This window comes from Sphingomonas sp. TREG-RG-20F-R18-01, from assembly GCF_022662475.1.
Classification (GTDB): domain Bacteria; phylum Pseudomonadota; class Alphaproteobacteria; order Sphingomonadales; family Sphingomonadaceae; genus Sphingomonas.
In genome coordinates, this window is the sequence record NZ_JAKNQQ010000002.1 from 838101 (window position 1) to 855452 (window position 17352).

Annotated in this window: 17 protein-coding genes; 13 read left to right on the plus strand and 4 right to left on the minus strand. The window is 66.3% G+C overall.

Translation table 11 applies throughout. The annotated features are described in order from the left end of the window. Positions 1–57 precede the first annotated feature (57 nt). From L8K25_RS09565 to L8K25_RS09590, 6 genes are all read left to right on the plus strand, one after another. Complete coding sequence (locus tag L8K25_RS09565) at positions 58–2952, plus strand: ribonuclease E/G (protein ID WP_242138632.1); 2895 nt, start codon at positions 58–60, stop codon at positions 2950–2952. A gap of 196 nt (positions 2953–3148) precedes the next feature. After that, complete coding sequence (locus tag L8K25_RS09570) at positions 3149–4504, plus strand: M48 family metalloprotease (protein WP_242138633.1); 1356 nt, start codon at positions 3149–3151, stop codon at positions 4502–4504. Beyond that, entirely contained in the window at positions 4504–5229 is a 726-nt protein-coding gene (locus L8K25_RS09575) for a DsbA family protein (RefSeq protein ID WP_242138634.1), read from the plus strand. Before L8K25_RS09570 ends, L8K25_RS09575 begins: the two co-directional genes overlap by 1 nt. A 404-nt stretch (positions 5230–5633) precedes the next feature. Next, positions 5634–6338, plus strand: a complete 705-nt coding sequence (locus L8K25_RS09580; RefSeq protein ID WP_242138635.1) for a dihydrofolate reductase family protein — start codon at positions 5634–5636, stop codon at positions 6336–6338. Between the two features lie 201 nt (positions 6339–6539). Continuing rightward, positions 6540–7472, plus strand: coding sequence for an ABC transporter ATP-binding protein (locus L8K25_RS09585; RefSeq protein WP_242138636.1), 933 nt, complete (start codon positions 6540–6542; stop codon positions 7470–7472). Beyond that, positions 7469–8257 carry an ABC transporter permease gene (locus L8K25_RS09590; RefSeq protein WP_242138637.1) on the plus strand — a complete coding sequence of 263 codons (789 nt, stop codon included), beginning with the start codon at positions 7469–7471 and terminating at the stop codon, positions 8255–8257. The genes L8K25_RS09585 and L8K25_RS09590 overlap by 4 nt, the downstream gene beginning before the upstream one ends. A 263-nt stretch (positions 8258–8520) precedes the next feature. Here L8K25_RS09590 and L8K25_RS09595 read toward each other — a convergent pair whose 3' ends face one another. After that, a complete protein-coding gene (locus L8K25_RS09595) occupies positions 8521–9180 on the minus strand; it encodes an opacity protein (RefSeq protein WP_242138638.1) in 660 nt (219 codons plus the stop codon). Positions 9181–9495: 315 nt separating this feature from the next. Next, positions 9496–10125 carry a flavin reductase family protein gene (locus L8K25_RS09600; protein ID WP_242138639.1) on the minus strand — a complete coding sequence of 210 codons (630 nt, stop codon included), beginning with the start codon at positions 10123–10125 and terminating at the stop codon, positions 9496–9498. 94 nt (positions 10126–10219) lie between these two features. Here L8K25_RS09600 and L8K25_RS09605 point away from each other — a divergent pair, with 94 nt between their 5' ends. Genes L8K25_RS09605 through L8K25_RS09620 form a run of 4 tightly spaced genes read left to right on the plus strand, consistent with a single transcriptional unit; the run spans position 10220 to position 14258 of the window. Beyond that, complete coding sequence (locus L8K25_RS09605; RefSeq protein WP_242138640.1) at positions 10220–10978, plus strand: cytochrome b/b6 domain-containing protein; 759 nt, start codon at positions 10220–10222, stop codon at positions 10976–10978. Next, positions 10975–11736, plus strand: a complete 762-nt coding sequence (locus tag L8K25_RS09610) for a molybdopterin-dependent oxidoreductase (RefSeq protein WP_242138641.1) — start codon at positions 10975–10977, stop codon at positions 11734–11736. Before L8K25_RS09605 ends, L8K25_RS09610 begins: the two co-directional genes overlap by 4 nt. Before the next feature lie 18 nt (positions 11737–11754). Then, entirely contained in the window at positions 11755–12981 is a 1227-nt protein-coding gene (locus tag L8K25_RS09615; protein ID WP_242138642.1) for a cyclopropane-fatty-acyl-phospholipid synthase family protein, read from the plus strand. Between the two features lie 59 nt (positions 12982–13040). Then, on the plus strand, positions 13041–14258 hold the full coding sequence (locus tag L8K25_RS09620) for an argininosuccinate synthase (protein WP_242138643.1): 1218 nt from the start codon (positions 13041–13043) through the stop codon (positions 14256–14258). 220 nt (positions 14259–14478) lie between these two features. Here the strand turns inward: L8K25_RS09620 and L8K25_RS09625 are convergent, their stop codons facing one another. Then, positions 14479–14898 (minus strand): glycine zipper 2TM domain-containing protein, encoded by a 420-nt coding sequence (locus tag L8K25_RS09625; RefSeq protein WP_242138644.1) that lies wholly within the window; start codon positions 14896–14898, stop codon positions 14479–14481. A 69-nt stretch (positions 14899–14967) separates the two neighbouring features. Here L8K25_RS09625 and L8K25_RS09630 point away from each other — a divergent pair, with 69 nt between their 5' ends. After that, entirely contained in the window at positions 14968–16032 is a 1065-nt protein-coding gene (locus L8K25_RS09630; RefSeq protein WP_242138645.1) for an esterase-like activity of phytase family protein, read from the plus strand. 3 nt (positions 16033–16035) lie between these two features. Here L8K25_RS09630 and rpmB read toward each other — a convergent pair whose 3' ends face one another. Then, complete coding sequence (gene rpmB / locus L8K25_RS09635) at positions 16036–16338, minus strand: 50S ribosomal protein L28 (RefSeq protein WP_010215119.1); 303 nt, start codon at positions 16336–16338, stop codon at positions 16036–16038. A gap of 215 nt (positions 16339–16553) precedes the next feature. Here rpmB and L8K25_RS09640 point away from each other — a divergent pair, with 215 nt between their 5' ends. Both L8K25_RS09640 and L8K25_RS09645 read left to right on the plus strand, forming a co-directional pair. Then, on the plus strand, positions 16554–16841 hold the full coding sequence (locus L8K25_RS09640) for a hypothetical protein (RefSeq protein WP_242138646.1): 288 nt from the start codon (positions 16554–16556) through the stop codon (positions 16839–16841). A 76-nt stretch (positions 16842–16917) separates the two neighbouring features. Continuing rightward, on the plus strand, positions 16918–17346 hold the full coding sequence (locus tag L8K25_RS09645; protein WP_242138763.1) for a nucleoside deaminase: 429 nt from the start codon (positions 16918–16920) through the stop codon (positions 17344–17346). Positions 17347–17352 lie beyond the last annotated feature (6 nt).

The window sequence follows — 17352 nt, forward strand, 5'->3', positions numbered from 1 at the left end:
CAGTGCCACGGCGCCCAGCGCCTTCGGGCCCTGCGCCGCGCGTCCGGAGACATTTACATGACCACGCGTATGCTGATCGACGCACGGCACCGGGAAGAGACCCGTGTTGCCGTCGTCAAGGGAAACCGGATCGAGGAATTTGATTTCGAATCCGCTGAGCGCAAGCAGCTCAAGGGGAACATTTATCTCGCCAAGGTGACGCGCGTCGAGCCGTCGCTCCAGGCCGCGTTCATCGATTACGGTGGCAACCGCCACGGCTTCCTCGCTTTCAGCGAAATCCACCCCGATTACTACCAGATCCCCAAGGAGGATCGCGACGCGCTCCTGCGCGAAGAGGCCGAGCATGCCGCTGAAGAAGCTGCACTGCGCGCCCAGCAGGATGCCGAGGACGATCTGGAAGTGGACGACGAAGGCTTCGAGCCCGATGAGGAATCGATCGAGCGCTACGACGACGACGGCGGGCATGAGGCGGACGAGATCGTCCCCGACCGCGAAGTCGCGTCCGAAGGCGAAAACCCCGGCGAAGGCCGCGGCCGTCGCCGTCGCAAGCGCTCGGCCTCGGACGATGCCGCCGACGATCTGCGCGAGCGTCGCACCAATTTGCGCCATCGCTACAAGATCCAGGACGTCATCCGGCGCCGCCAGGTGCTGCTCGTCCAGGTCGTCAAGGAAGAACGCGGCAACAAGGGTGCTGCGCTGACGACGTATCTGTCGCTGGCCGGTCGCTATTGCGTGCTCATGCCCAATACGTCGCATGGCGGCGGGATCAGCCGCAAGATTTCGAACGCGGGCGATCGCAAGCGTCTCAAGTCGATCATGGCGGACATGAAGCTGCCCCCGTCGATGGGCTGCATCGTGCGGACCGCGGGGCTCCAGCGCACGCGCCAGGAGATCAAGCGCGACTTCGATTATCTCGCCCGGCTGTGGGACGGGATCCGCGAGGCGACGCTCTCCTCGTCCGCGCCGGCGCTGGTGTATGGCGACAGCGACCTGATGAAGCGCGCGATCCGCGACATCTACAATCGCGAGATCGACGAAGTCATCGTCGAGGGCACCGAAGGCTATCAGCACGCGAAGGATTTCATGCGGCTGCTGATGCCCAGCCATGCGCGCAAGGTGAAGCATTACAGCGACCCCGTGCCGCTGTTCCAGCGTGCGGGCGTCGAGGAGCAGCTGTCCGCGATGTATCACCCGGTGGTCCAGCTCAAGTCGGGCGGTTATCTGGTGATCAACCCGACCGAGGCTTTGGTGTCGATCGACATCAACTCGGGTCGCTCGACCCGCGAGCATTCGATCGAGCAGACCGCGACCGCGACCAACCTCGAGGCCGCTGCCGAGATCGCGCGCCAGTTGCGCCTGCGCGACATGGCGGGTCTCGTCGTGATCGACTTCATCGACATGGATAACGGCTCGAACGTCCGCAAGGTCGAGAAGGCGATGAAGGAAGCGCTCAAGAACGATCGCGCGCGGATCCAGATCGGGCGCATCTCGTCGTTCGGCCTGATGGAAATGAGCCGCCAGCGCTTGCGTACCGGCGTGCTCGAGGCATCGACCCGGCCGTGCCCGCATTGCGAAGGCTCGGGCTTCGTCCGTACCGCCTCGTCGTCGGGGCTGTCGGCGCTGCGTCTGCTCGAGGACGAAGCCGCCCAGGGTCGCGGATCGCAGTTGTTGCTGCGCGCGAGCCAGGAAGCGGCGTTCTACCTGCTCAACCGCAAGCGCGCCGAGCTCGCCGAGATCGAGGAACGCTACGGCGTGATGATCGAAGTCTCGCCCGACGGCGAGCAGGAAGGCGCGCGCATGTCGGTCGAGGTCTCCGGACCGCCGCCCGCCTACACGCCGCGCTTCGACGCGCCGATCGAGGAAATCGAGGAGGACATCCCCGAGGAGGAATTCGAAGAGGAGGTCGACGACTTCGTCGAGGAAGAGGAAGAGCCCAAGGCAGCCCGCGAACCGCGCGAGCGTCCCGAGCGGACCGAGCGTGCGGGCGACGACGAGGGTGGTTCGCGCCGCCGCCGTCGCCGTCGCGGACGGCGTGGTCGCAATCGTCCCGAGGGTGAGGGCGAGGGTTCGTCCGAGGGCGAGACCAACGACGAAGTGATCGCGGACATGGACGACGATCGCGGCGACGCGGTTTCGGAAGCATCCGATGTTGCCGAGTTGCTCGGTGCCGATGCCATGGTCGAATCCGATGGCGACGATATGGGTGCAAGCGCCGAAGGCGATGCGGCAGCGGGCGAGGGCGGCAAGCGCCGTCGCGGGCGTCGCGGTCGTCGTGGCGGTCGTCGTGCCGAGGGCGAGACGGCGGTGACCGACTCGTCGGCGGATGCGGCTTCGGACGACGCCCAGCCGGTCGAGGCCGCTGCGGAACTCCCCGCGGTCGACGTCGAGACGATGGTTGCGCTGACCGAGGCGGATGCTCCGGCCGAGGCTCCGGTCGAGGCCGTGGTCGAGGAAGAAGCGCCCAAGAAGGGCCGTCGTCGTCCCAAGGCACGCAAGCCCGAGACGGATGCCAAGCCTGCGGCAAAGGTGGCCACGGTCGAAGCGCCGGTCGCCGAGACCCCGGCGGTCGAGGCTCCGGCCCTCGACGCCGAGGCGGACGCCAAGCCCAAGCGCCGTCGCACCAAGAAGGCTGCGGTCGCCGAGGCTCCGGCCGATGCCGTCGTCGAAGCGCCGGTCGTGCCCGTCGCCGAGGAAGCGCCCGCCAAGCCCAAGCGCACGCGCCGGCCCAAGGCCAAGGCAGATGCCCCGGTTGCGGACGGCAGCCCGGCGCTCGACCCGGTCGTCGCGGTCGAATCGACCCCGACGATCACGCCTGCCCCGGAAGCGGCACCCGCGGTCGAGCCGACGAGCGAGCGCGAGGCGCCTGCGCCCGCACCGACCGCGATCGATCCCGATCCGGGCGAAGCCGGCACGCCGCGTCGCGGCTGGTGGCAGCGCACCTTCGGCGCATGATGCGCACCGCGTCCCACGGCTGCGTGCCGGGGGACGCGGGTTCGTTTCTGGCGCTCGTGCCCTCACGAACGGCAGGATGGGGATCGCCCACGGCATCCCCCTCTTCGCTAAACCCCCGGCTTCATCCGCCATTCAGCCCCCCGCGCCCATCGCCGCCACGGTTGCCCGCACGCGCAAACTCGGGGATAGAAGCACCATGAAGCGGTACATCGCGGGACTCGCGGCCTCCCTCCTGCTCTGCGCGCAACCCGCGGCGGCACAGTCGATTTTGCGTGATGCCGAGACCGAGGCGATGTTCAACGACATGTCGCTGCCGCTGATCAAGGCGGCGGGGCTGTCGCCAGCGGCGGTCAAGGTCGTCCTCATCAACGACGATTCGATCAACGCCTTCACCGCGGGCGGCCAGACGATCTATGTCCACTCGGGGCTGATCCAGGCCGCCGACAATGCCAACCAGGTCCAGGGCGTGATCGCGCACGAGCTCGGCCACGTCGCCGACGGGCATGTCGTGCTGATGGACGGCGGTGCGCGCCCCGCGATGGGAATCTCGATCCTCAGCATGGTGCTCGGCGTCGCGGCGATCGCGGCGGGGGCGCCCGAGGCGGGGGCGGGCATCCTGTCGGCGGGCACCAGCGCCGCGCAGGGCAAGTTCCTCGCCTATACCCGCGTCCAGGAATCGACCGCGGATGCGACGGGGGCCAAGTTCCTGCGCGAGTCCGGCGTGTCCGGGAAGGGCATGCTGACCTTCTTCAAGAAGCTGCAGAACGAGGAATATGCCTATGGGCTCAACAACATCGACCCGTTCGCGCAAAGCCATCCCTTGTCCGGCGAGCGCATCGCCAACCTGACCGCCGACGTCCAGGCCTCGCCTGCCTATAACACCAAACCCGACCCCGGCCTCGAGGAGCGGTTCAAGCGGGTCAAGGCCAAGCTGATGGGCTATGTCGCCGACCCCAAGGCGACGCTCAACACCTATCCCGAGCAGGATCAGAGCGTCTACGCGCATTATGCGCGCGCTTATGCATGGCACAAATCGGGCTATCCCGAAAAGGCGGACGCCGAGGCGACCGCGCTGATCAAGGCCGCCCCGCACGACCCGTATTTTCTCGAAATCCAGGGCCAGATCCTGCTCGAGGCGGGCAAGCCGCGGGAGGCACTGGCACCGCTCCGCGAGGCGACCGACCTGTCGCGCAACAGCCCGCTGATCGCGACCACCTTCGGCCACGCGCTGATCGCGACCGAGGACAAGGCGAATTACCCCGAGGCAATCAAGGTGCTGCGCCAGTCGGTGGCGCGCGATGACGACAATCCGTTCGCCTGGTATCAGCTCGGCACGGTCTATGAGGCGTCGGGCGACCAGACCCGCGCGTTGCTCGCCACCGCCGAGCAGGCGAGCCTCACCGGCGACCAGCGTACCGCCGCCTATAGCGCGCGCGGCGCGATGCAGGGCTTGCCGCCCAATTCGACCGACTGGATCCGCGCGCAGGACATCGCCTTGGCCGCCCAGAACGAAATGTCCGACAACCCCAAGAAATACAAGAAAAGACGCTGATGCGCCCTTATGCAGGTTCCTTCGCGGTGGCGTTCGTCGCCGCCATTCTCGGCGCGGCGCTGTTCTGGGCGGCCGAACGGCTGGTCCCCGCCAGCGCACCGGACGCAGCGCGGACCGAACAGGTCGTCCACGATTACCTGCTCGCGCACCCCGAGATCATCCCGCAGGCGATGGACGCGCTGCGCGACCGCGCGCATGCCGACGTGATTTCGGCGAACCGCGACGCGATCCTCAAGCCGTTCGGCAGCGCATGGCAAGGGAGTGCCAACCCCGACGTCACGCTGGTCGAATATTACGACTATAATTGCGGCTATTGCCGTGCCAGCCTGCCGACCATCGCGGCCCTGCTCAAGAGCGACCCGAAGCTCCGCGTGGTGTTCCGTGAATTCCCCGTGTTGAGCGATGCGAGCGTCGATGCCGCGCGGATGAGCCTCGCGGCGGCGCAGCAGGGCAAGTTCAAGGCGTTCCACGACGCGCTCTATGCGGCGGGCCCGGTGTCGGTCGCGACGATTGCGGCGTCGGCACGGACTGCGGGCGTCGACCTCGCCAAGGCTGCTGCATTCACCCCGCAGGCCGAAGCCGAGATCGCGTCCAACATGGGTGTCGCGCGGCAATTGGGGCTGACCGGCACGCCTAGCTGGGTGATCGGCAACACGGTGGTGTCTTCGGCGCTGACGCTTGACGCCCTGCAGAAGGCGGTCGCCGCGGCGCGCGCGGCGAAATAGGCCCTGCTTTATGAGGTTTTATGACAGGCGGTGAGGAACGTCGCGTCAAGCACCGTCACCCCGGCGAAGGCCGGGGCCCCAATGTCGGGGCAGGGTGACTTGGCGCCAGGAGCTGCCAGTTGGCGGGCGTTTGTCGAAGGGTCCCCGCGATAACCTGGCGGCCCCGGCCTCCGTAAGACCGCTGCGAAAGTCGGTTTACGGACCCTTCGTCTGGTGTTTTCCCGCGAAGGCGGGAATCCAGAGTTACGCAAAACAACGGCTTACAGTTATCGCAACTCCTGGACTCCCGCCTTCGCGGGAGAACACCTATGGTTTCGCAGAGGTCTCGCCTCCGCCGGGGTTACGGGTGAACCCGATCTGCAGCATGCGGCGTTAGGGCATCACCCTCCAGCACGAGACGCCTCATGCCCACCGACCGCCCAAAAATCATCTGCCACATGACGTCCTCGCTCGACGGTGGCCTCCACCCGAGCCGCTACACGACGAGCCCCGATGGGACCGCGAAGGACTGGACCGCGCTCTACGAGCAGCTCCACGACAGCATGGACGCCGACGGCTGGATCGTCGGCCGCGTGACGATGGCGGAAATGGCGAAGGGCGACCCCGCGACGCCGGACGCGGGCGCGAGGGTCGAACGCCCGGTCCACATCGCGAACACGGCCGCGGAAAGCTACGCGGTGACGGTCGATCGCTCGGCCAAGCTCCATTTCGGCAAGGGGGACGTCGGGGGCGATCATGTCGTGGTGCTGCTGGGCGGTGATGTCGCGGACGCGCATCTGGCCGAACTCGCGGCAAGCGGGGTTTCCTATGTCGTCTCCGACGGGGCCGGGATCGCTCTTCCCGCCGCGCTCGCTACGCTGAAGCACGATTTCGGGATCGAGACGCTGTTGCTCGAAGGTGGGGGCGGGATCAACGGGACGTTCCTTGCCGCGGGGCTGGTGGACGAACTGAGCGTCGTAATGACATCCGCGCTCGACGGCGGGACCGGGGCGGAGCGCATCGTCAAGTTCGATGACGGGCTGAAGGGCAAGGTGACGCTGTCGCTCACCGGCTGCGAGCAACTGGCGCATGGCGTCGTCCACCTTCGCTACGCGGTGGCGGCGGCCTGAACGGTCCCTATCCGTACACCTCCCCGGCGAAGGCCGGGGCCCAAGAGCGATGGCGGGGGTAACGGAGCGCAGCCGCCCGCACTCTTCTGTTCCGCTCCTGGGCCCCGGCCTTCGCCGGGGAAGCGGTTCAGCAGGCAAGCCCCCCAACCTTGTTGCGACGCAACAGCAACCCTATCTCCCGGTTCAGGAAACGGGGGCTTGATGGACAGCATACTTTCGGTCGCGGGGGTCTCGAAGACCTACGCATCAGGCCATCACGCGCTCCAGCCGATCGATCTGTCGATCAACCGTGGCGAGATCTTCGCGCTGCTTGGCCCCAATGGCGCGGGCAAGACCACGCTTATTTCGATCATCTGCGGGATCGTCACGCCGACCACCGGGAGCGTGACGGTGCTCGGCCACGATGCGCTCACCGATTTCCGCAGCGCACGCCGCGCGATCGGGCTGGTGCCGCAGGAACTGTCGGTCGACATGTTCGAGACCGTGATCGCCACCGTCCGCTTCAGTCGTCGCCTGTTCGGGCGCGGGGCGAACGAGGCGCATCTCGAACAGGTGCTCCGCGATCTTTCCTTGTGGGACAAGCGCGACGCCAAGATCATGACGCTGTCGGGCGGGATGAAGCGCCGCGTGCTGATCGCCAAGGCGCTTGCGCATGAACCCGACATCCTGTTCCTCGACGAACCGACCGCCGGCGTCGACGTCGCGCTGCGGCGCGACATGTGGAAGCTCGTCCACCGCCTGCGCGAGAAGGGGACGACGATCATCCTGACGACGCATTATATCGAGGAGGCCGAGGAGATGGCCGACCGGGTCGGCGTCATCAACAAGGGGCAGCTGATCCTGGTCGAGGGCAAGGCCGAGCTGATGAAAAAGCTCGGCAAGCGGCAGATGCTGATTTCGCTGCAGGAACCGCTGTCCACGCTTCCCGCCGACCTGTCCGACTGGGACGTCGCGCTCGAGAATGACGACCGGACGCTGCGCTATATCTTCGATGCGCAGGCCGAGCATACCGGCATCCCTTCGCTGCTGCGCAAGCTCGGCGAACTGGGGATCGGGTTCAAGGATCTCGAGACCTCGAAATCGAGCCTCGAGGATATTTTCGTCGACCTGGTCGAGAAGAAGGACGCGGCATGAGCGGCACGAACAAAGCCCCCGCGATCAACTTCAACGGGATCTGGGCGATCTATCGGTTCGAGATGGCGCGCGCTTTGCGCACCCTGTGGCAGAGCCTCGTCACGCCGGTGATCACGACGTCGCTCTATTTCGTCGTGTTCGGCGGCGCGATCGGGTCGCGGATCAGCACGGTCGGCGGGGTCGGGTACGGCAGCTTCATCGTGCCGGGCCTCATCATGCTGTCGCTGCTGACGCAGAGCATCGCCAATGCCTCGATCGGCATCTATTTCCCCAAATTCACCGGCACGATGTTCGAGCTGCTGTCCGCGCCCGTTTCGGCGATGGAGATGGTGGTCGGTTATGTGGGGGCGGCCGCGACCAAGTCGGTGGTGATCGGGCTGATCATCCTCGCGACCGCGGCGCTGTTCGTGCCGCTCCAGATCGTCCACCCGCTCGCGGTGATTGCGTTCCTGATCCTGACCAGCGTGACGTTCAGTCTGTTCGGCTTCATCATCGGGATCTGGGCGAAGGGGTTCGAACAGCTCAACTTCATCCCCGCCCTGCTGATTACCCCCCTGACCTTCCTGGGCGGCGCGTTCTATTCGATCGACATGCTGCCGCAGCCGTGGCGGACGGTCAGCCTGTTCAACCCGGTGGTGTATCTCGTCAGCGGGTTCCGCTGGGCGTTCTTCGACAAGGGCGACGTGTCCGTCGGGCTGAGCCTTGGCGTGACCGCGCTGTTCCTGGTCGCGTGCCTCGGCGTGGTGGGATGGATCTTCAAGTCCGGGTGGCGGCTCAAGAACTGAGACTTCGCCGGCCGCCGGGACATCCCGCGCCGGCCTGACCGACGGCCGGACGTTCGGGGCCAGCGACGTCTGCCCCACGTTGCCGCCGGAATCCCTCGAACCTTGCGCCTTGCCGGTTGAACGGATCGGCGATGCGGGCAGGCCGGCGGCGGTCCATGGCCGTCCGGCGCGAACGGTCGCGGCGCTGCCCCCGGGCCATCCACGCAAAAAGGGCGGGGAATGCTGCCATCCCCGCCCCTCAAGGACTTGCCGAGACCGAAGTCTTAGAAGTGCGTGATCACGCCCATCATCGGGCGGAAGCTGTGGAAATCGCCGAACGTGTTGACTTCTGCGCGGATGCGGAAGCCGGCGTTGCCGGTGATGCCCTTCAGGCCGATGTCCTTGGGGCCGAACTCGGTGCCGATCCCGTAGGTGATGCCGTCATGCTTCTTGTCGTTGCGGTTGCCGGTCGAGAACGTCGAATAGTGGTCGAAATCGATCCACTGGTAGCCGACCTTGCCGTAGAACATGCCGCTGTCGCCTGCGCGGACGCCGAAGCGGCCTGCTGCGCCATATTCCCAGTTGATGTTGCCCGAAACGCCCTTGGCAACGTTGCCTTCTGCGCCGACGAAGACCGGCCCGAGCGGAACGTTGACGCCGACGACGCCCTGAACCAGCGCGCCTGCGAGGCGGTAGTTGTTACGCAGCGTGCCGTTCGAGTTCAGCGCCTGCGGGATACCGTGGTTGCGCTCGTTGTCGAACTGCTCCCAGCCGCCCATGACGCCGACATACGGCTCGATGCCGAATGCCTTGCTGCCGTCGGGTGCCTTGGGACCGGTGTCGGTCTGCGCTGCTGGCGTGGTGTCCTGCGACATGTCCTGCGCGAGGGCAGGTGCTGCTGCGAAAACGGCCAGGGCGGCCGCGGCAAGGGTGATGTTACGCATATGATGTGACCTATCTTTTGGCGTTTTGGTTGGCGCCGGGTGTTCGTCCCGAGCTCCGTAGTCGTCTGAACTACGTTGGCCATCGCTTGTTGCAGTGCGGTCGAGAGATTTTTGAGGAAGGTTCCCGAATGTCACATTTGTGCAACGGTTTCTTGCGGCAGCATGAACGGAAATCGACCGTATTCCGGTGATTTGCCAAATCCGTCATATGCCGGACTGGCCTTGCGCAGCGCGCTACGACCGATTCTGGACGCGCCTTTCCCCGGACGGATTCAGCGTGCGCTGCAATAGAGGGGGCGTCCGGACGCCCGTTCATCAGCCCGGCCGCTGCATCTTGAACAGGGAATCCTCGCGGATCTCGAAATAGTCCCCCGGGCCGCCGCCGCGCAGGATCGGGTGCGCCGCGGTCGTCTTATAGGCCCCCTCCGCGATCAGCTCGGGCGCGATATGGATCCCGACCACTTCGCCGAGGATCATCCACTGGTCGAGCGCGCGGCCTTCCCTGGTTTCCAGTCGCAGCGTCTGGGTATGGCGGCATTCGAACGCGACCGGGCTCGCCGCGACCCGTGGCGGCTTGACCAGGCGGGAGGGGAGGGTGGCGATCCCCGCCAGGGCGAATTCGTCGACCTCGGGCCCGACCGTCGCGGCGCTGCGGTTCATAACGTCGGCGAGATCGCGCGTCACGAGGTTCCAGACGAACTCGCCGGTCGCGGCGATGTTGGCGGCGCTGTCCTTCCAGCCCATCGAGGCGAACCCGATGATCGGCGGGCGATAGTTGAACAGATTGAAGAAGCTGTAGGGCGCCAGATTGCGCGTGCCGTCTTCCGAGAGCGTGCTGATCCAGCCGATCGGGCGCGGCGCGACGATCGAATTGAGCGGATCGTGGTCCAGCCCCGGAATGCCCGCAGGACCATCCTTGGGCTCGTAGAAATGATGATTCGACATGGGGATGGTCCTCGCGGCGCGGTTTACGGTGGGCGAACGTCGGGAATGCGGTTAGGTGTAACCATCTCCGGCGACGGCTCGAATAGGCACCTGTATGACCGACGCAACCCGCTCCCCCGCAACGACCCCGCCGCCCGGTGCTGGCACGCCGATCTACCGGCACCGGCTGACAACGCGGATCTGGCACTGGGTGTCCGTGATCACGATTTTCATCATGATCGGCAGCGGGCTGACGATCCTCAATGCGCATCCGCATCTCTACTGGGGGCAGTTCGGCGCGAATTCCGACCATGCCTGGCTCGATACGCCGCGCGCGCCGCCCTGGCTGACGATTCCCGCAGGTTATAATCTCGCGGTCGCGCGGCGCTGGCATCTGCTGTTCGCGCTGGTGCTCGGCTTCGGGCTGCTGGCCTTCATGGCGGCGAGCTTGATCAACCGGCATTTCCAGCGCGACCTGGCGATCCGCGCGCGCGAGCTGGCGCCGGCGCACCTGTGGTATGATGCCAAGGAGCATATCGCGCTGCGCTTCCACGATCCGAAGCAGCCCAATGCGCGCAACATCTTCCAGAAGCTGGCCTATGTGCTGGCGATCTTCATCCTGCTGCCCGCGATGATCGTCACGGGGCTGGCCCTGTCGCCCGGAATGGATGCGGCATGGCCGTGGCTGCTCGACATCGTCGGCGGGCGTGCCTCGGCGCGCTCGGTGCATTTCATCGCGGCATCGGGCCTGGTGCTGTTCATCATCGTCCACCTCGTGCTCGTGATCCTGGCGGGCGCCTGGCCCGAGACGAAGTCGATGATCACCGGCTGGTGGCGCATTCCCGGCCACGACAAACGCGAGGATGCGGCATGAGCAGCCTGATCACACGACGCGCGCTGGTCACGACCGCGGCGCTGGGCACCGGCGCGTTGCTCGCCGGATGCGACCGGGTCGCGGACATTCCGGCGGCGCGGAAAATCCTGTTCTCGGGCGAGAAGCTCAACCTGGGGCTGCAACGCGCGCTGTCGAACCGGCACAGTCTCGCGCCCGAATATCGTGCCGACCAGATGTCGCCGTTCTTCCGCACCAACGGGACGAGCAATCCCGGCACGCCCGATTATGCCGCGATGGTCGCGGACAAGTTCGCGAGCTGGCGGCTCAAGGTCGGTGGCCTCGTCGCCCGGCCGCTGGCGATCTCGCACCAGCAGCTGATGGCGATGCCGGCGCGGACCCAGATCACCCGGCACGACTGCGTCGAGGGCTGGAGCGCGATCGGCAAATGGCACGGGCCGATGCTCGGCAGCGTGCTCAAGGCGGCAGGAGTGAAGGACAGCGCACGCTACATCGTCTTCACCTGCGCCGACCTTTATTCGGGCGCAAACTATTACGAATCGATCGACCTGATCGACGCCTTCCACCCGCAGACGATCCTTGCCTGGGGCATGAACGACCAGCTGCTCGACGTCGGCCACGGCGCGCCGGTGCGGCTGCGGCTCGAGCGGCAGCTCGGCTACAAGCACGCCAAATACGTCATGGCGATCGATGCGGTGCCCACGCTCGCGGGCATCGGGCGCGGCAAGGGCGGCTATTGGGAGGACAATGTCGATTACGATTGGTATGCGGGCATTTGAGGCGTTAATGGGCCGCACATGGCTCTTATCGATTTGTTTCTCGCCAAGCGCGTTCAGCGTGGCACCCTCACCGTACACCACGCCGATGGCAAGACCGTCCGCTTCGGAACGCCCGATGCGCGGTTTCCCGACGTAACCATCCGCTTTACCGACCCCGGCGCCGCCGCCGCGATCGTGCGCGACCCCGGGCTTGGCGCGGGCGAGGCCTATATGAACGGCCGGCTGCTCGTCGAGCAGGGCGACGTGCGCGATCTCGTCCGGTTGCTGACCGCGAACGACCCGTGGGAAGCGGGCGCGAACGGCCTCGCCGCCTCGCCGATGCGCCGCGCGATCCAGGCGGTGACGCATCGCTTCGGCCGCATCAACATGGCGCGCCGCTCGAAGCGCAACGTCGCGCATCACTACGACCTGTCCGATCGCCTCTACGACCTCTTCCTCGACATCGACCGCCAATATAGCTGCGCCTATTACACCACCCCCGGCAACACGCTGGAACAGGCGCAGAGTGACAAGAAGGCGCATATCGCCGCCAAGCTAGCGCTCGCGCCGGGAATGACCGTCCTCGACATCGGTTGCGGCTGGGGCGGGATGGCGCTGTACCTGCATCAGCATACCGGCGCGGACGTGCTCGGTGTCACGCTGTCGGAGGAACAGCTCAAGGTCGCGCGGCGGCGCGCGCAGGAGGCGGGGGTCGCGGACCGCGTCAAGTTCGAGCTGATCGATTATCGCCACCTGACCGGCACGTTCGACCGGATCGTCTCGGTCGGCATGTTCGAGCATGTCGGCCCGGCGCATTACAAGACCTTCTTCCGCCAGTGCCGCGACCTGCTGACCGAGGACGGCGTGATGCTGCTCCATACGATCGGGCGCGCCGGCGGGCCGGGCGTCACCGACAAGTGGACGACCAAGTACATCTTCCCGGGCGGCTACAACCCCGCGCTGTCGGAGATCATCGCGGCGAACGAGGGCCTGCGCTTCATGGTCACCGACGTCGAGGTGCTGCGGCTGCATTACGGCTATACGCTCGACGACTGGTACGACCGCACCGTCGCCGCGCGCGAGCAGATCATCGCCTTGTATGACGAGCGCTTCTACCGGATGTGGCAGTTCTACCTCGCGGGTGCGGGCGCGGCGTTCCACTTCGGCGGGATGGTCAATTACCAGATCCAGTTCGCGCGCAACCGGCACGTCCTGCCGATCACGCGCGACTACATGGTCGAGACCGAGCGCGCTTTTCGGGGCTAGCCCGTTGCACCCTGTCGCCCCCTCGCATAGGGGGCAGCCGAACACGAAGGATCCTGCCCGTGACCGATAAGATCAACCGCGTAGTCCTCGCCTATTCGGGCGGCCTCGATACCAGCGTCATCCTCAAGTGGCTCCAGCAGACCTATCAATGCGAGGTCGTCACCTTCACCGCCGATCTCGGGCAAGGCGAGGAGCTCGAGCCTGCGCGGCGCAAGGCGCAGCAGGCGGGCGTCAAGCCCGAGCATATCTTCATCGACGATCTGCGCGAGGAATTCGTGCGCGATTACGTCTTCCCGATGATGCGAGCGAACGCACTGTACGAGGGGCTGTACCTGCTCGGCACGTCGATCGCGCGGCCGCTGATCGCCAAGCGCCAGATCGAGATCGCGCGGATGGTTGGCGCGGATGCGGTCAGCCACGGCGCGACCGGCAAGGGCAATGATCAGGTCCGCTTCGAGCTCGGCTATTATGCGCTCGCGCCCGACATCAAGGTCATCGCGCCGTGGCGCGAGTGGGATCTCACCAGCCGCACCCGGCTGATCGAATGGGCCGAGCAGCACCAGATCGAGATCCCGCACAACAAGCGCGGCGAGGCACCGTTCTCGACCGACGCCAACATGCTCCACACCTCGTCGGAAGGGCTCGTGCTCGAGAACCCGTGGGACGAGGTTCCGGACTATGTCTATTCGCGCACCGTCAACCCCGAGGACGCGCCCGATCAGCCGGAGACGATCACGATCGATTTCGAGCGGGGCGACGGTGTCGCGCTCAACGGCGTCGGTATGTCGCCCGCGACGCTGCTGGAAGCGCTCAACGAGCTTGGCCGCAAGCATGGCATCGGGCGGCTCGACCTGGTCGAGAATCGCTTCGTCGGCATGAAGTCGCGCGGGATGTACGAGACGCCGGGCGGCACGATCTATCACCTCGCGCATCGCGGGATCGAGCAGATCACGCTGGATCGCGGTGCCGCGCATCTCAAGGACGAGCTGATGCCGCGCTATGCGGAGCTGCTCTACAACGGCTTCTGGTTCTCGCCCGAGCGCGAGATGCTCCAGGCCGCGATCGACCACAGCCAGGCGAAGGTCGAGGGGACCGTCCGGCTCAAGTTGTACAAGGGGTCGGTCAACGTCACCGGCCGCAAGTCGCCGCAGTCGCTCTATTCGGAGAAGGTCGTCACGTTCGAGGACGACCAGGGCGCATACGACCAGCGCGATGCCGCCGGGTTCATCAAGCTCAACGCGTTGCGCTTGCGGCTCTTGGGTCGGCGGGACCGGTAACGCACCGATGCCGCCACCCCGGCGAAGGCCGGGGCCCAGTAGTGACGGCCAATGTCAGCTAGGCGCAACGCCCGCTCACGACCGGCTCGCTACTGGGCCTCGGCCTTCGCCGGGGAAGTGCAGAAACTAAGAAGACGTAGAAAATGACGGGGCCAGCCCCTCTAGGGCAGAGCCGGCCCCGTTCCCCCGCTACGCAACCCGGGGGAAACCGAGAAACCCGTTAGCGGCAGTAGCCGGGACGCCCGTCGCGATCGATCGCGCGGCCGGCCAGCGCGCCGCCGCCCGCACCGAGCACGGTGCCCAGCGTGCGGTCGCCCCGCCCCGCCACGACGTTGCCGAGCAGACCGCCGGCAATCGCGCCGATGATCGTCCCGCTGTCGCCGCTGCGGCAGCCGTTGCGCGCATTATTATAGTAGCGCCGGTCGTTATACCCGCGGTCGTCGTAGCCGCGGCGGTCGTCGCGATAGCCGCCACGGTATCCGCCGCGATAGCCGTCGTCGCGATTGTAGCCGTCGCGATACGCCTGGTCATAGGCATAGCCATCGCCACGGTCGTAGCGCTGTGCGCTGGCGGGGGTTGCAGCCAGACCGGAGGCGGTAACGGCCATCGCAGTCGCGGCGAGCATGAGCGTCTTGAACATCGTCGTCTCCTCTCGGTGGGTGTGTCCCGATGCTCCGGTTATGACCGAGTCGTACTGAGACGAGCCTGAATGTGCTTGTTAGCGGGCGTTCATGCGCGAATGCCGGTTGCGCGGCGCGGCCGGCTCCCGCAGGGGCTGTCGGTGCGATTCCTGACCTGCGCCCTGTTGTTCGTGCTGTTCGTGCCCGATTGGAGCGGCCCGGCCCGCATCACCCTGCTCGGGCCGGACCCGGCCTTCACGGTCGAACCGGTCGCGCTCGATCCCGCGCATCCCGCGCGAAAACGCGTTGGCGACCTGGTCTATCTGGGCGGCGTCCAACTGCGCAGCGACGATCCGCAGTTCGGCGGCTTTTCCTCGCTGGCGATTGCCGGCGATCGGTTCACCCTGCTCAGCGACAGCGGCGATATCGTCCGCTTCGTGCTCGATCGCCGCTGGAAGGTGCATGACCGCACCTATGCGGAACTGCCCGATGGCCCCGGCACCGGTTGGGAGAAGCGCGACCGCGACAGCGAATCGATGAGCGTCGATCGCCACACCGGGGCGATCTGGGTCGGGTTCGAGAACAGCAATGCGCTTTGGCGCTACGATCCGACCTTCACCCGCGCGCAGGCGCATGTGGTGCCGCCGGTGATGAAGAACTGGCCCGAGAACAAGGGACCCGAGGCGATGACGTTGCTGCCCGGCGGCGGGATGGTCTCGATCGCCGAGCAGACCCCCTGGCCCGGCAGGAAGGGGCGGGCAGGCGTCGTCTTTTCCGGCGATCCGACGCGGCATCCGCGCGCGGGCTTCCGCTTCGACTATGTGCCGCCCAAGGGCTACAGCCCGAGCGACATGACCGTGCTGCCCGACGGGCGCTGGCTGATCCTCAACCGCGGTTTTGCCTGGTTCCGATTCTCGAACGTGCTGACGATCGTCGATCCGGCACAGGTCCGGCGTGGCGCGACCGTCCACGGAAGCGACATCGCGACGCTCGCGAGCCCGCTCACCCACGACAACTTCGAGGGAGTCACGGCAACGCAAGAAGGCCGCGCCACCATGCTCTGGCTCGTCTCGGACGATAACCAGTTGCCGGTGCAGCGCAGCCTGCTGCTGAAGTTCAGACTGGATCCGGTCGCACGCGGCGACCGGAACTGAGGCTTACGCCGCAGGCGCCTGTGCAGCGACGAGCTTCTTGGCGACGTCGCGCTTGAGGCGACGGCAGCGCAACGACAGCTTGTCGTTGGTCGTCTTGACCAGCCAGTTGTCGAGACCGCCGACATGCTCGACCGAGCGCAGGCCGTGCGCCGAGACGCGCAGCTTGATGCTGGTGCCCAGCGCGTCCGACATGAGCGTCACGTTCTGCAGGTTCGGCAGAAACGTCCGCTTGGTCTTGTTGTTCGCGTGGGAAACGTTGTTACCCACCATCCGGCCCTTGCCGGTCAGTTCGCAAATGCGCGACATCGTGAATTCCTGAATGTCCGGTGGGGCCCGTGACGAACCCCTAGAAGGGGGCGCGCTTACCCAAAGCATCCGGCCCCGTCAACCGATTCAGCCTTAAAGCTGTAATGATTGGGTGGCACGGCGGGCCTCGACAGGCGGTCAATGCAACCTTCCGCAACGACGCCGCGTTTGATTACGGTAACGAATTGAACGCAACGATAAAGGGATGACGGACGATGCGCTTTCTATTGGCTCTGGTGGGGATCGCAGCCCTGGTCGTGGTAGCGCTGGTGTCGCTGGGCATGCTCAAGCTCGACACGCGCGCCGGCGCGCTGCCGTCGGTCAGCGTCAACGGCGGCAAGGCGCCCGCGGTCGATGCCAAGATGGCGACGGTCGAATTCGGCACCGCGAACAAGTCGGTCGAAGTCCCGACGGTCGGCACCACGACCAAGACGATCTCGGTCCCGACGCTCCACGTCAACAAGCCGGTCGACGCCGACGGCAACACCGTCACCACGCAGTAACGTGCGCTGGCCCGGGGCCGCGGCTTCGGGCATGACGCCGGACATGTCGATCGCGTCGCTCCTGCTCCCGCCCGCAATGCGCGCCGCGCTCGCTGCGGCGGCGTCCGCCGCGGTCGCGGGTGAAGTGCCGGTCGGTGCGGTGGTGGTGCGGAACGGCGAAGTGATCGCCACCGCCGCCAATGCACCGCGCACGCTGCATGATCCCACCGCGCATGCCGAGATGCTGGCGATTCGCGCGGCAGCGGCAGCGCTCGGTGACGATCGACTCGGGGAGTGCGACCTGTGGGTCACGCTCGAACCGTGCGCCATGTGTGCGGGTGCGATCGCGCACGCGCGAATCGCGCGGCTCTATTATGGCGCGAGCGATCCCAAGGGAGGCGCGGTCGAGCACGGACCCCGGTTGTTCACGCAGCCGACCATCCATCATCGACCCGAGGTTTTCCCGGGAATCGGCGAAAGCGAGGCGGCGGCCTTGCTGCGCGCTTTCTTTGCCGAACGGCGCTGATCCCGA

Excerpts from the sequence above, each read along its gene's own strand:
- L8K25_RS09630 (WP_242138645.1), top strand. The coding sequence starts at position 14,968 with ATGTGCTTGTTAGCGGGCGTTCATGCGCGAATGCCGGTTGCGCGGCGC.
- L8K25_RS09600 (WP_242138639.1), bottom strand. The coding sequence starts at position 10,125 with ATGTCGAATCATCATTTCTACGAGCCCAAGGATGGTCCTGCGGGCATT.
- L8K25_RS09565 (WP_242138632.1), top strand. The coding sequence starts at position 58 with ATGACCACGCGTATGCTGATCGACGCACGGCACCGGGAAGAGACCCGT.
- L8K25_RS09610 (WP_242138641.1), top strand. The coding sequence starts at position 10,975 with ATGAGCAGCCTGATCACACGACGCGCGCTGGTCACGACCGCGGCGCTG.
- L8K25_RS09615 (WP_242138642.1), top strand. The coding sequence starts at position 11,755 with ATGGCTCTTATCGATTTGTTTCTCGCCAAGCGCGTTCAGCGTGGCACC.
- L8K25_RS09575 (WP_242138634.1), top strand. The coding sequence starts at position 4,504 with ATGCGCCCTTATGCAGGTTCCTTCGCGGTGGCGTTCGTCGCCGCCATT.
- L8K25_RS09625 (WP_242138644.1), bottom strand. The coding sequence starts at position 14,898 with ATGTTCAAGACGCTCATGCTCGCCGCGACTGCGATGGCCGTTACCGCC.
- L8K25_RS09585 (WP_242138636.1), top strand. The coding sequence starts at position 6,540 with ATGGACAGCATACTTTCGGTCGCGGGGGTCTCGAAGACCTACGCATCA.
- rpmB (WP_010215119.1), bottom strand. The coding sequence starts at position 16,338 with ATGTCGCGCATTTGCGAACTGACCGGCAAGGGCCGGATGGTGGGTAAC.
- L8K25_RS09590 (WP_242138637.1), top strand. The coding sequence starts at position 7,469 with ATGAGCGGCACGAACAAAGCCCCCGCGATCAACTTCAACGGGATCTGG.
- L8K25_RS09595 (WP_242138638.1), bottom strand. The coding sequence starts at position 9,180 with ATGCGTAACATCACCCTTGCCGCGGCCGCCCTGGCCGTTTTCGCAGCA.
- L8K25_RS09570 (WP_242138633.1), top strand. The coding sequence starts at position 3,149 with ATGAAGCGGTACATCGCGGGACTCGCGGCCTCCCTCCTGCTCTGCGCG.
- L8K25_RS09640 (WP_242138646.1), top strand. The coding sequence starts at position 16,554 with ATGCGCTTTCTATTGGCTCTGGTGGGGATCGCAGCCCTGGTCGTGGTA.
- L8K25_RS09605 (WP_242138640.1), top strand. The coding sequence starts at position 10,220 with ATGACCGACGCAACCCGCTCCCCCGCAACGACCCCGCCGCCCGGTGCT.
- L8K25_RS09580 (WP_242138635.1), top strand. The coding sequence starts at position 5,634 with ATGCCCACCGACCGCCCAAAAATCATCTGCCACATGACGTCCTCGCTC.
- L8K25_RS09645 (WP_242138763.1), top strand. The coding sequence starts at position 16,918 with ATGCGCGCCGCGCTCGCTGCGGCGGCGTCCGCCGCGGTCGCGGGTGAA.